The 12,592-nt window shown below is 46.3% G+C and carries 13 protein-coding genes; 8 read left to right on the forward strand and 5 right to left on the reverse strand.

Annotation, left to right across the window (positions count from 1 at the left end):
* Positions 1–199: 199 nt before the first annotated feature.
* Positions 200–1,345, reverse strand: coding sequence for a tryptophan--tRNA ligase (locus tag K9W43_06625; protein ID MCF2136905.1), 1,146 nt, complete (start codon positions 1,343–1,345; stop codon positions 200–202).
* A gap of 169 nt (positions 1,346–1,514) precedes the next feature.
* On the opposite strand from K9W43_06625, the gene K9W43_06630 reads away from it, so the two are divergent.
* From K9W43_06630 to K9W43_06645, 4 genes are all read left to right on the forward strand, one after another.
* Positions 1,515–1,772: a hypothetical protein gene (locus tag K9W43_06630; protein MCF2136906.1), complete on the forward strand. Its 258-nt coding sequence runs from the start codon at positions 1,515–1,517 to the stop codon at positions 1,770–1,772.
* Complete coding sequence (locus K9W43_06635; protein ID MCF2136907.1) at positions 1,769–2,389, forward strand: hypothetical protein; 621 nt, start codon at positions 1,769–1,771, stop codon at positions 2,387–2,389. The genes K9W43_06630 and K9W43_06635 overlap by 4 nt, the downstream gene beginning before the upstream one ends.
* 10 nt (positions 2,390–2,399) lie before the next feature.
* Positions 2,400–4,004, forward strand: a complete 1,605-nt coding sequence (locus K9W43_06640) for a cation:proton antiporter (protein MCF2136908.1) — start codon at positions 2,400–2,402, stop codon at positions 4,002–4,004.
* 87 nt (positions 4,005–4,091) lie between these two features.
* A complete protein-coding gene (locus K9W43_06645) occupies positions 4,092–4,862 on the forward strand; it encodes a hypothetical protein (GenBank protein ID MCF2136909.1) in 771 nt (256 codons plus the stop codon).
* Positions 4,863–4,898: 36 nt separating this feature from the next.
* On the opposite strand, the gene K9W43_06650 is transcribed toward K9W43_06645, so the two are convergent.
* On the reverse strand, positions 4,899–5,462 hold the full coding sequence (locus K9W43_06650) for a CBS domain-containing protein (GenBank protein MCF2136910.1): 564 nt from the start codon (positions 5,460–5,462) through the stop codon (positions 4,899–4,901).
* Between the two features lie 119 nt (positions 5,463–5,581).
* Here K9W43_06650 and K9W43_06655 point away from each other — a divergent pair, with 119 nt between their 5' ends.
* Complete coding sequence (locus tag K9W43_06655; protein ID MCF2136911.1) at positions 5,582–6,781, forward strand: methionine adenosyltransferase; 1,200 nt, start codon at positions 5,582–5,584, stop codon at positions 6,779–6,781.
* A gap of 94 nt (positions 6,782–6,875) precedes the next feature.
* Here K9W43_06655 and cyoE read toward each other — a convergent pair whose 3' ends face one another.
* Both cyoE and K9W43_06665 read right to left on the reverse strand, forming a co-directional pair.
* Positions 6,876–7,823, reverse strand: coding sequence for a heme o synthase (cyoE, locus tag K9W43_06660; protein ID MCF2136912.1), 948 nt, complete (start codon positions 7,821–7,823; stop codon positions 6,876–6,878).
* Between the two features lie 133 nt (positions 7,824–7,956).
* Positions 7,957–9,393, reverse strand: coding sequence for a hypothetical protein (locus K9W43_06665; protein MCF2136913.1), 1,437 nt, complete (start codon positions 9,391–9,393; stop codon positions 7,957–7,959).
* Between the two features lie 393 nt (positions 9,394–9,786).
* Here K9W43_06665 and K9W43_06670 point away from each other — a divergent pair, with 393 nt between their 5' ends.
* Positions 9,787–10,260 (forward strand): helix-turn-helix transcriptional regulator, encoded by a 474-nt coding sequence (locus tag K9W43_06670; GenBank protein ID MCF2136914.1) that lies wholly within the window; start codon positions 9,787–9,789, stop codon positions 10,258–10,260.
* Between the two features lie 34 nt (positions 10,261–10,294).
* Here K9W43_06670 and K9W43_06675 read toward each other — a convergent pair whose 3' ends face one another.
* Positions 10,295–10,990: a hypothetical protein gene (locus K9W43_06675; GenBank protein ID MCF2136915.1), complete on the reverse strand. Its 696-nt coding sequence runs from the start codon at positions 10,988–10,990 to the stop codon at positions 10,295–10,297.
* Between the two features lie 257 nt (positions 10,991–11,247).
* On the opposite strand from K9W43_06675, the gene K9W43_06680 reads away from it, so the two are divergent.
* Positions 11,248–12,213, forward strand: coding sequence for a hypothetical protein (locus K9W43_06680; protein MCF2136916.1), 966 nt, complete (start codon positions 11,248–11,250; stop codon positions 12,211–12,213).
* Between the two features lie 29 nt (positions 12,214–12,242).
* The gene (locus K9W43_06685) at positions 12,243–12,392 is read left to right on the forward strand and encodes a hypothetical protein (protein ID MCF2136917.1); all 150 of its coding nucleotides are present in this window, start codon (positions 12,243–12,245) and stop codon (positions 12,390–12,392) included.
* The last annotated feature ends 200 nt before the right edge of the window (positions 12,393–12,592 follow it).

The following is a 12,592-nucleotide window of genomic DNA, read 5'->3' on the forward strand; positions in this document are numbered from 1 at the left end:
CGATGATAGAATGAAATTCATCTGATGAAAACTCGTTCCGATGGCCACGCCTTCAAAATATCTCCAAATGTTTTGTATCTCTTGTTGATTTTTACACCATGGCAATTGGAGGAAACTCCACATGCAAAAGGTGAGTTATCCGCAATGATCTGAAGAAAGACGGGCGTTATGCTATTGAATCACAACGCCCCTTGAGATATTATCGCCGCGCCTCCTCTCGTAGTCTTGCAGCAGAGAACTCGTCAACACGATCCTTTACTTCTTCCCGGGCTGCCTGATGTTTCTCAAGGAACTCCATCATCATCGGTGCGAGCATCTGTTTGCACTCGCCGCAGAGTATCTCGCCCCCACGGCACTTCCGTTCGATCTCAGCCAACTCTTTATCGTCAGGCATGAAGATGAATTTGTAGTACTGGAAGACCGAACATATGTCCGGGTTCGCTCCCAGCTCTCTCTGTTCCTTAGCAGAGGCACGACCCCCTGTGAATGCGTTCATGACCTTCTTCTTAGCCATCTTTGGTGTATCAGTAGTGAACACAGCCGACATGGGATCTGACGCTGACATCTTTCCGCCCTCTGCGAGACCGGGTACAAACTTGTTCTGAATCGAGGCTGGTTTGTAGTATCCGAGTTTCTCTGCAACATCTCTAGTGACACGCCAATAGGGATCTTGATCGATTGCACAGGGGATGAGGCATGGAGTCTTGACGCCATATATCTCCGAGTGGAGGAAGGCAGGTACTGCTTGGAGAGCTGTGTACCAGATGGCCCCAATGTTCATGCTGTTCTCAAAACCATAGACCGCCTTTGCAGTAGAGAAGGTCACCTTCTTTGCCACGCGGATGCCGATCTCATACATGAGGTCGATATGTTTGATGTCATCGATGATGTATGTGTCCTCTGGTTCAAATCCCAGCGCAAGCAGATCTATGATGTTGTCACGTGTGTACTTGTGGACATCCTCAATTGACATATTCTGATTGAACAGGAATTTCTCATCATTTGTCATCTGGAAATAGAGTCGGGTGTCAAACTTCTCCTGAAGCCATTTTGTGAACCGCCAAGGAATCAGATGGCCAATGTGTACATGACCACTGGGGCCTCTCCCCGTGTACAGGACGAACTTCTCACCTTTCTCATACTTGTCAAGAATCCAATCGAGATCTCTGTGTGCATAGACGAGATCGCGGTCGAGTAGCAGGTTTCTCTCACCTGCGATCTTGAATATCCGCTCTTTCAAGCTCTCACTGATTCGCTGAGTACCGAACTGCTCGATCAGTCGGTCGTAGTCTATCTTCCCCTTGACTTCCCAAGGGGTGACTACCATCTCTTCATCATTTGTCATTTTCTATTTTCTCCTTGGCGATTCACTCACTGGTGAGCGAATCACTTTCGACCCTTGATTGCACTAAATTAAGGATGTTGGTTGTCCAATCGAAATTGTATCATGTAGTTAGCCTAAAAAGGGCCAAGTGTGTTGTATTGTGAAGACACTGACTCATTAGGTGCATAGCATGAGAATCGACGATTATGAGTTCGAAGAGGAAAAGACCCTGAGGAATCTGGCAGAACTCCTTACGAGGATTGCTGAACAGGTCGCGCAAGGCTCAGAGTTGGAGCTCCCAATGCCAAGTCTCAGGGATGGTATCATCACTCTGCCTCTCGGCGAACCTGTGGAGACCGGAATTGAAGTTGCCTTCCGGAAAGAGTACATCCATCTCCGGATTGATCTGTCATGGACACGACCAACTACAGAGGTGAAGAAGGAATGAGTGAGCCTGATCTCACAAAAGATGAGATCCTCAAATATCTAGCAGAGATTGTCCAGATGCACCTGCAGATTAGTCGGGTGCTGAGCGAGAAACTCTGTAAGGACTGTGGTGGTAAAGTTATTGACTGGCATGAGAAACGAAAGACGATCATCTCTCATCTCAGGGATCTGATGTCCCCTTACGAGTTCTGTCAGAGGTTGCCACAGAATGAAGATGGTGTAGTGGCCCTCTCGATCATCTCGCATCTTCTCAAGATCCAGTATACTTTCGCACAAGTGAAGATCCTAATTGATATGGTCCGTGGTGAATCATTCCAGGAGGTCTATATGGACTCCCTGTCATCCATTGCCTCAAAAGTTCATGGGCAGTTCGAGGCGCTTGCTCGACTTATCGAATTTAGAATTGAAAAGTCAGAGGCTGCCGATAACGAGAGTGCTACTATTATCCGGTTGGAACGCGAGATCGATGAGGACAACATCATCATCTGCAGGCAGGTCTCTGTTGCAACGGGTGGGGATTCGCCTTTCATCTGTTACATGATGCGTAAAATTGTGAGCGAGCTTGAGCATATTTCTGACTATCTGAAAGAGATCGCTGAGATATTGACCGACTTTTGAGGTGGCATGTGTGGCACTTGATCTCTATCTGATTGCTCCTATTCTCATAGGCGGTGCACTCATTGCTAAGCTCTCAGAGAGATACAGGTTTCCCTATCCCATCCCCTTAATCATTGCAGGAGTCCTTATCGGTCAAGTCGTTCCTCTCAACGACCTGTCTACAGAGATCATCGGTCTTGACCTCATTGCGCAGCTCACTCTTGCTACAGTTCTGTTCTACGCAGGACTGACGATGAACATCCGTGAACTTCGCTTCTCACTTACTTCGGTCATGCTTCTTGCAACTCTAGGCGTCCTCGTTACTTCCATTGTTGCAGGATTCACTATTGCGATGTTCACCTCTCTTGGTGTTGTTGCTTTTCTGATCGGTGCCGTTCTCTCTCCGACAGATCCTGCCGCGTTGTTCTCCGTTCTTGAGAGCGGTGGAGTTCGTGTCAAACGTAAAGTGTTCTCGATTCTCGAAGGTGAGGCTGTCTTTAATGATGCAACGGCCGTTGTACTTGTTATTACCGTCTTTACTCCTATCATCATCCCCGCACTGTCTGTGCCATGGTTTGTTGTTGTTCAAGAGTTCTTCCTAAGTATGATCGTTGGAATTCTCATCGGTTTTGGTATAGCATATGTGATCGGCAGTATTATTGTTCGTACTGGCGAAGACACATCACTCTCAATACTCACTGCTGCTACTCCAATTCTTGCGTACGGTATTGGTGAACTATTTGCTCCACTGGGAATTCATCCGGGTGCTCTTGCGGCGGTCTTTGCTGGAATATTCATGGCCAATGCTCGACGAATGATGAAGATGGATCCTCTCCCGCAAAAATCCATGCGAGGTGCGATGAAGAATGTCTCATTTGCCTTTGAGATTGTCATCTTCATCCTACTGGGCGCCACTGTGGACATTCAGCATCTCTTTTTGAATCCCGATCTTGTCATGACCGGTCTCATAACAGCCGCACTTGTCATCTTGCTCGCTCGTCCAATTGCGGTGTTTCTTGTGACCGCCTACGACAAGGGGATGGGCTGGCGAGATCGTTTTCTTGTGAGTTGGGCTGGAGTCAAGGGTGTGGCGACTGCGGCTCTTGCGGCGATCAGTATTGCATCGATAACGCGCTATGCGGTTCCTGGTTTTGCAGAGATTGCACGGACCATCAACGGTATCGTCTTTATCGTCTTAATGGTGAGCCTGACTGTTCAGGGGATCACTACCCCGTTCCTTGCCTCGGCACTCGGTCTCACAGAAAAACAGGATGTCACTCTCGAAATAACCGCGCGACGTGATGCTACACGGCAGGCACTATTACACCTTGTTGATCTCTATACTGAAGGCAAGATCGACAATGCTCTCTATACGCGGCTGAAGGCTGAGTTGGAGGAAGAGATCTTTACGTTAGAGGACGACTTACGTAAGATCATCTCTGAGACCCGTGCTCGACTAAGAGAGCTTGAAGTCCGTGAGTCGCTCCTTACAGCAAAGTTGGATTATTATCGGAAGCAGTACGAGGCTGGCAAGATTGATGACTCCTCATATGAGACCTATCGCCGTGAGCTAGAGGCTGAGATCGAGGAGATACAGATGCGGATGCGTTCTCTCTCCCGCGGTATGACCACATAACTCAAAAAATTGTAGCGACTCGCATAAAATGCCACCGCAGAATGAATTATATATCCTCGCCGCGAGGTTGATTATGGAGAGTGCGCCGTGGACGATCCCTTGGATGAAATTGAAGATTTGCGTGAAGGCATCGATTCCTTCATTGACCGTTGGACTAAGATCCAGCGGGCCTCAGTAAAATCAATTCAAGCTCTAACAAACACTCTTGTTCAGATCGAGCATTTAGACGGCCCCTTGGGAAAACTTGAGGGGTTCCAGAAGATCCGTGACAACACGAAGGGCAAGCTCCTTGTCACCTTATTTGATCAGTTAGTCCCAGCACTTGAGTCCTCAATAAAGGAATTTACAAAGCTCATGAAGATGTTTGAAAATCTGCGATCAAAGGCCGCCCGTGTTCAAACATTTGTAGAGAGTCTTAGGGGAAATACCGAACCGATCACCAGTTGGTTGGGCGACGCTGACCCATCATCTATAAAGAAACTGTTACATTCTCGTTACGGCCGGAGTCGTACTGGTCAATCCCAGTATGATAGTGGCGATTCCGAGCGCCCGCTCATTGAAGACATCATCGGTTATCTCGAAGTCATCCTGATGAGCATTCAAGAAATTCTCAATATGTTCGAGGCGGAATTCCTTGTCAAGATCACAATATTCAAGGATCTTGAGGAGGGTGGTGTTGACATTGGTGTTGTGAGCAATTATCTCACCGTCTGGACTGCTCAGCCAAATATCATTCCTAGAACACTTGAAGACCTTCGAAAAGATCTTGATGAGCATCTTGATCTGCTTAGAGACGCCCTGATGAGCAAGGGTGATTTTGGTATTCTTGATGTGACCAAAAAGCTCCTTCCTTCCTGATCGGCCCACATCCGGTGGGCTTGCCTATTTGTTTGCCTATTTGTTTCGAGCAGGCAGTGGAGCATCTTCCATTCCTAGCGGTAATAGATCCGACCTTGTAATTATTCCTGTGAGTCTCCCTTTGTGTCGTACTAGTACTGCTTGAAATGCGTCAAAGAGCTGGAGTATGTCTTCGACACGTGTGTCCTCTTCGACAACTGGTGGACCTTGCGACTCCATTATTGCTTGTACTGACATCTCCTTGAGGTCTCGCATCAGGTTCTTTATGATGTCTTTCTCAGTCACCATTCCGACGATCTTGCCCACTCGTACGACGGGAAGTTGAGAGAATCCATGTTCGAGCATCAGTTTGACAACATGACTTGCTGATTCTCTGGCGTCCACAGTCACAGGGTTCCTGCTCATGACATCTGCGCACGTGACACCCCATGATTCGATGACCTCGAAGATCTTGTTGACAATCGAGACCTTTGGGTCAAGCGAGCCGCTCTCTAATCGTGCAATGTATGCTTGAGATACCCCGACCTTTTCTGCAAGCTCGGCCTGAGTGATTCCGAGTCGCCTTCTCATCTTCGCAATACTGTCGATCGGAATTTTCACAGTATATCACAACATATTACTGTCAGTAATAATGACACTTTAAAGTTATTCCTGTGGGTAATACCTATGACAAACCTTATAAGCCATCCATCGCCGCGACCTCTCTAGGAGTGATTAAAATGAATCTGGAAGTCACTTGCGGTGAGGGTCTCCCCGTCACCAAACGAAAAGTTGAGATTGTAGAGCGAAAAGGCCGAGGCCATCCAGATACGCTTTGTGACAAAGCGGCTGAAGAACTCTCCATTCGATTGAGTGAATACTACCTCGAGACCTTTGGACGTGTGCAACATCACAATGTAGACAAGGTGCTTCTTGTTGGTGGCCAGTCCAATGCTCGGTTCGGTGGCGGTGATGTCATTGAACCTATCTATCTCTTGCTGAGTGGCCGTGCCGTTGACGTTGTTGATCAAGATTATGAGCGTCAGGTACCCGTCGGTAAATTTGCTGTTGAACATACACGAGATTGGCTCAGTAAGGAGCTTCCTCATCTTGATGTGAACTCCGATGTGATCATCGATTACAAGATTCGTGCTGGCAGTACTGATCTTGTTGGAAACTTTGATGTCGGTGTTGATGTTCCCCGTGCTAATGACACAAGCTTTGGTGTCGCTTATGCACCACTGTCACCAACAGAGAAGCTTGTGCTTGAGTCCGAGGAGCTGCTTAACTCCGAAGCTATTAAGAAGAAGTGGCCCCAGATTGGTGAGGACATCAAGGTCATGGGTACGCGAGTTGGTGATCAGATCCACCTCCAAGTGGCAGCAGCCATTATCTCCACCGAGACCCATGATGCTGATGAGTATTCCAGTGTCATGCAGGCGATCAAAGACCTTCTTCTCGATCTCTCTACAAAGATAACTGACAAGCCGGTCGATGTTGCTGTTAATACGGCTGACAAACCTGATCAGGGACTCTTCTATCTTACAGTCACTGGTACATCAGCCGAGCATGGTGATGACGGACAGGTCGGTCGTGGCAATCGTGCAAACGGTCTCATTACTCCATACAGACCAATGACTCTTGAGGCAGCAGCCGGTAAGAACCCGGTCTCACACGTCGGTAAGACCTACAACGTTGCAGCCCGTGAGATTGTTGAGCGGATCGTTAATGAGAACCCCGACCTCGAACAGGTCTACTGTTATGTGGTCAGCCAAATTGGTGCACCCATTACCGAGCCTCAGGCCGTCAACGTGGAACTCTATGGCAGCTGTGATCTTAAGGCAGCACAGAAGTCCGTTGGCAGCATTGTCGAAGAGGTCATCGCCAAGTTGCCTGATGTCTGGAAGGGCTTTGTAAAGCGTGAATTCCAACTATGGTAAATGATACGAATCTAACGAGATGGTCTTTTTGACCACTCGTGACTTTTTTTCTTTATATTTCCCGCTTTAATAAAAATAAGAAGATGTCATGCCATCAAGGCCATGGCACCAATGTGACAAAGAATGGTGTGATGACAATTCCTACAAAGAGCCATAGGAATGCAAAGCCCATATACATGGACGCCATCTTGAAGATCCAGAAGGTGGCCTCCTGTGTCGCGCCTCTTAGATTCGAGACCGCCCGTGCAGTGATCACAAGACTAAGAATCAATAGAGGTAGCATGACTACCCAATGTAATCCCATGACCATTCCTGTGAGCACCACTACGACTGCACTAATCACAGCAGAGATTGTTATGACTACCATGGTCTCATGCTCCCCACGGACAACGGGCCACATGGGGACTCCTGCCTCCTTGTAGCCTGCAAGATTGTCTGGTAGTAGTGCAAGGGTTAGGATGTGCAGTGGAATCCATGAGATGACGAATAGGGCCATCATAATTCCGGTCAGATCTACCATGCCGATGACAGCAGTTCGACCCGCCAGGGCTGGCATCCCTCCTGCGATACCCCCAAAGAGAATAGAGGCTGGGGACTTGCGCTTGAGCCATACCGAGTAGACTACCACATCCAAGAAGAATCCAAGAAATACTATGATCATGGTGACCTGATTAATGAACAGTCCGCAGGTGATTACTCCGAGCGCCACTAGAATGATACCATGTATGAGTACTTTCCACGCGGCAATCTTCCCACTTGGAATCGGACGGTTCTGTGTGCGAATCATTACTGCATCGATGTCCCTGTCGATATACATGTTCAGTAGAGTGGATCCTGAGACTGCGAGAGTGAGCCCTACGATTAGCAGGAGTGCTTGGAGTAGGTTGATACCTACATTCCATGTGCTCATCAGATATGCGAAACCTGTTGTGTAGACAAGAAGCACAGTCTGTTTGCTCTTGATCAATTCTCCATAGAGGCCAAACATAGACGATTTGGTCGAGTCTTCTTTTGTTTTGGAGGGAGTTGAACTCTCTGACATCTCTTTGTCCCTACTTTGCGATTACGCCTTGTGATAAAAGATATTGCGTATGGACAGAGGTACTGACCTAATTCTTGTCAGTATTGTTCTGGCTCTCAGAGATTCCTTCTGTCCATCGCTATATCATACGGTCTTATTCTCTATCGTATCGGCCTCGAATGAGTTCCGATAGCATGTAGACACAGAAAAGTCCGATACCTGCTATGAGCAGAATGAGACCAATATCAATGCCAAATGATGCAATTGATCTCGGAATGCCCAGTTCCTGTTCGAACATGTATGCGTCAGCAAAGAAGAATGCAACTATGCTTGCAATGAGCAGAGTCCATCCAATAATCTGTCGTGCCACTCCCTTGATATTGAGATAATCGAATGCAAGTAGTAACGCTATCACTGCTGTCAATGTGGCTAGTACATGCCAGTGTCCAATCGCTATCGTCAATTCGATTGCAAAGTCAATCGTTCTAAAGTAATCAAGGTTGAACGCCAGATAAATCCCCGGAGCCGTGACAACTACATTCACCCACATGAACATGAAATAGAGCGCAAAACGTACAGGATCCTTAAAGACCGCAATGACCTTTCGTCCAAGTGATGCAGTGTCGTAATTCTCACCAAGGACTTTCTTCGATGTTTCGACCCATCCAAAGAACATCAGAATGAGTGCCGCCATGAGTGCGAAAGTTGCTCCTACATTGATGACTGTGTGGGCCTTCTCATAACCCACTGGTACTAGCCAAGCGCCTACTGAGATGATAATCGTCCCAGGGATAGTAAGGATCATTCCAAGCAGATACCATCGTCCCTTCTGTTCAGGGTTAGTCCACCTGAACACGATAAGCATGAGTGCAGTATCGATGAGCGCAAGCATGATGTGTAGGTGTCCAATGATCGCCCGCTCGAAGATATTATGTTCGAGTCTGAGAAGTTCCTCCGCCAAAAATGGTTCAACGCCGCTGCCGAAGTATGCACCTACAGAAGCGCCAAGTGTGGATGAAATAAGAATACAGAGTGCAGCTATTGCAAGATTCCATTGTGCAAGATTGATCCCTTTGATGTACGGTCCCTCTTCCTTTCGTTCGGGGAAGTTTTTGGTTGGCCAGACTCCTATCAAAAAGAGAACTCCGCTAAAGAAGACAAGTGTAAGTCCGACTATGAACAAGGCGTGTGTGACCATCTCTCCTGGAAGGATGTATGCAAAAATCAGTCCTGTGATAGTGGTCATCAAATATCCGGGAACAATGGTCCATTTGACCAAGTTCTCAAACTTTGGTCGCACATCACAGATATCCAGTGCAAATAATACGACTGCACCGAGGAATGTGATTGCCAATGAATGATACAGCATTATTGTTCGTGCTACAGTAGCCTCATGTGACGGATTCAAGTTAAAGGGAAGTATGTATCCGCCTAGCATATCTACAACTGGTTGTGACATTGTAGAAAGAAATGCTACAATAACAAATTCAAACACAATTGTTGCTGTGATCAAACCCTTGTAGGTCCCAAGCCATTTGATGAATGCCTGAAATCTACTATTGCTTGTCTGTTCTCCACTTTCTGACGACATGGTGATCACCATCCGAATGATTTTCTTCAGGTGAAGCCTCACTAAAAAGGAATCCGTGTCAATACGGTAAGCATGTTACCATTTGATAACCTACGAGGTGGAAATATACGATGTTGATGTATTTCATTAGAGCTTTTGTCCGTAACCATTTTTCTTGTGGCGATTCCTATGGCTTATCCTAAGTAGTGTTATCGTATAGCATGATTCATATGCTATGATGGTATGATAATAATGATGATGATGATGATGTTCTTGTGTACGTGTAACTGATCTAATGAATAATCATTTTGTAAGTGGCTTACGATGTAGTGATTTGCTGACCGAAAGACAATTCTTAAAACTCGAAATTTTTCTCCTCTTCTCTTACTAATTAGACGTTCAGAGTGTTGCCATATGGACGAACCGATGGAAACCTGCAGTGTTCTGCGCGCATTGAAGATTCTTGGGCGAAAATGGATCCCATGGATTCTCTGCGAACTGATGACTGGTGAGGAGTTGTATTTCACAGACCTATTGAATAGAGTGATCAATGTCACTGGCACCAAGATATCGGCTCGTGTGCTCTCGGAGTCATTGACCATTTTGGAGCAGGAGGGAATTGTCATTAGACTGGTAGAATCCGAGAGTATGCCTATTCGTGTGAAGTACCTGCTCACTCAGAAAGGCCGGGATCTTGATGTAGTCCTTGGTATTCTCAAGGGTTGGGGCATTAAGTGGGGCGATATTCAACAAAAGAAATGCAAGTCCTTTACATGTGTTCACAATGGTATTGCTACGATCAATGTTGACAAGGTTCGTCAGTTCCTTGAATTTGGGCCAGAATCCGAGGTGCCCATTGAAAATGACGCAGATGAAAAGGCAGGCTGAGGCAGTATTCTACTACCTCAGTCACTGCTTATTGCTATTGTGTGATGGTCTCATCATGGGGAATTTCTGTAGCTCTGCCGAGCTTGAGTAGATGTGTTGCATGAATGCGTTCAGAGAGTTTGATGGATCCTGCGAGTAGGACCGAAAAAAGTCCGCCGAAGAATTGCAGTGCTTCGAGACCATACTCGTAGACCCCGTCTATGACATGCGTCCAAGGAACTACAATTGGTTGCAGCATGAGCACTATTCCAATCGCAATGAGCATGTACATGACAATTGAAGAGGTGATGCCTGTGGTCACAGTGCTGGATGCTGTGAAGACAGCCTTGATGGTTGGTGCTTTAAATGGCAGTACGAGATAGATTAGAATGAATAGGTTGAGAAATGCTCTCAGCAGTGAGGGGCTAAACGGCATGCCATTTATCATTACGAGGATTGCTGGAATGAAGCCACTTAGTGCACCGACTAGGCTCACTAGCACCGCAGACGTGTAGAACCAAGCCTTACGACTTATTATTGCCCAGATTAATAGTATCCATGCTATGCCAACAGCCCATGTGAGTGCAGTTGTAATGATGAAGACTGGTTGAAGAGTATGCATGATGTATAGTTTACTAGTTGGATCAGTCGGTGGATCCAGTGTGGGGCAGGTACTTCCGTAACCGCTAACAATTCCTAAGACCGCAGCAATTGCTGACAGAACGCTTAGGTTTCTTACAATCTTGTCCATTGACTATCTCTCCAATTCTTGAGTTGAACTAAAGGTGAACCGTGAGTACACTATGTTCACCACAAATGTAGTAATTTTGTAGTCACCGTATCTTATCAATATCACAGTAATGTTTTAGTAACTATCAATAGTTTGAGATCATGGCCGAAAAACAATCGTTTATGTAGCATTGACTTGTTTACAAATCATCAATGCCCTGAATTTGTGTCTAAATTTTTAAGGCAAATCCGTGGTCATTGAGATGGAGAGACTGCCTCTTGCACACAGAAATTGAATTTAGAAATCTCCTCAATTGCAGCACTCTACATCAGAAGACTGATGATGTTGTATCTTTTGCAACTGGATTGATCAACGCTCGAAGCACGACGGAACCACTTATCCGTGGAGTCATCATTGATTTTCTCAAGGCTTATGATATCGAGATTTCATCCGTGATGGCACTTGTTAGTGCAGAGGCAATGGGTGTCTTACCTACTAGAGCACTAAATGTTGCATCGGCAGTCTTGTTTGTACGCACAGCCTCACTATTACACGATGTCATTAACGAGCCTGAATCTGTTAGTACTATTGGTGGCAGTAGAGGGCTTGACAAATTGCTGATTCTTGCTGGGGACTTGCTTTTAGCAGAGGCGACAAGGATCATGGCCGATCATGGTACACATCAGAGTATGGTTCATCTTGGAAACGGACTCATACAGCTCTTGAGGTTGAGTGCTCGATTATTGTCATTAAGTACATCCGATGATCTGATGGATCAACTAGAACACATCCTCAAGTCCCCCCAGTTTGGAGTCACTTCGTTTGTCGGGGAGGCTGCTATTGTTGGTGCCTTGCTCAACGAACAGAGAGCCATCAACATCGATATGTTACGCTCATTTGCAACCGCATTTGGGGGTGCCTTTCAACTAGTGCGCCAAGCCTCTAATCTTGAGTTGATGGTCAAGTCCTCGGCTCGTGATTTCCCTCTTGCTTTTCGTATTGGGGAACTCATCTATCCACTGGCTCATGCACTCGGATTCTGCTCTAGCGATGAAGTAGAAACCATGGTTTCAAGTCTGGTGCACGGAAATGTTAGGATGTTCTCTGAAATTGCTTTACGTCTTAATTTAATTGAGCGCACTCGTACTGAGGCGAACGAGTATCTCGATGAGGCCTCCTTCGTCTTACCTCAGGTCACGTTCAAGTTTCCTGAGATGGTCTATGAGTCGTTGAAATGTGTCTAGTGGTTTCACTAGCGTGTGTTGTAGATTGAATGACTGAAATGGTTGTGTCAGGGATGGTGGATCTTGAGGATGTTATCAATGAGTTACGTGGTTGCATCACCGTTGAAGGGGATCTCAATCCGTTACAACTTAAGGAGATATGCGACCGCAGTACCACAATTATTGATGAACAGAAATAATCTACTATTTCAGGTCAAGTATGTTGAATGAGCACCATTTTGGTACTACGCCATTAGAGGCCTGTGCAAATGGTGGATCATATTTCCGTTTCAGAACAATAATCGAGAACGCCAACTGTTGACCAAGAACCCCTTTTGACAAGGTGGTCTTGAATGTGCATCAAACTGGTTTTTGCAGAGACTTGTTCGTAAGATTGTTT

It is taken from the genome of Candidatus Thorarchaeota archaeon (assembly GCA_021498125.1).
Taxonomy (GTDB): domain Archaea; phylum Asgardarchaeota; class Thorarchaeia; order Thorarchaeales; family Thorarchaeaceae; genus B65-G9.

What these genes read in the sequence shown, in the direction of transcription:
- K9W43_06675 (MCF2136915.1), bottom strand. Translation starts at nt 10,990, where the DNA reads ATGGACAAGATTGTAAGAAACCTAAGCGTTCTGTCAGCAATTGCTGCG.
- K9W43_06635 (MCF2136907.1), top strand. Translation starts at nt 1,769, where the DNA reads ATGAGTGAGCCTGATCTCACAAAAGATGAGATCCTCAAATATCTAGCA.
- K9W43_06670 (MCF2136914.1), top strand. Translation starts at nt 9,787, where the DNA reads ATGGACGAACCGATGGAAACCTGCAGTGTTCTGCGCGCATTGAAGATT.
- K9W43_06685 (MCF2136917.1), top strand. Translation starts at nt 12,243, where the DNA reads ATGACTGAAATGGTTGTGTCAGGGATGGTGGATCTTGAGGATGTTATC.
- cyoE (MCF2136912.1), bottom strand. Translation starts at nt 7,823, where the DNA reads ATGTCAGAGAGTTCAACTCCCTCCAAAACAAAAGAAGACTCGACCAAA.
- K9W43_06630 (MCF2136906.1), top strand. Translation starts at nt 1,515, where the DNA reads ATGAGAATCGACGATTATGAGTTCGAAGAGGAAAAGACCCTGAGGAAT.
- K9W43_06625 (MCF2136905.1), bottom strand. Translation starts at nt 1,345, where the DNA reads ATGACAAATGATGAAGAGATGGTAGTCACCCCTTGGGAAGTCAAGGGG.
- K9W43_06665 (MCF2136913.1), bottom strand. Translation starts at nt 9,393, where the DNA reads ATGTCGTCAGAAAGTGGAGAACAGACAAGCAATAGTAGATTTCAGGCA.
- K9W43_06655 (MCF2136911.1), top strand. Translation starts at nt 5,582, where the DNA reads ATGAATCTGGAAGTCACTTGCGGTGAGGGTCTCCCCGTCACCAAACGA.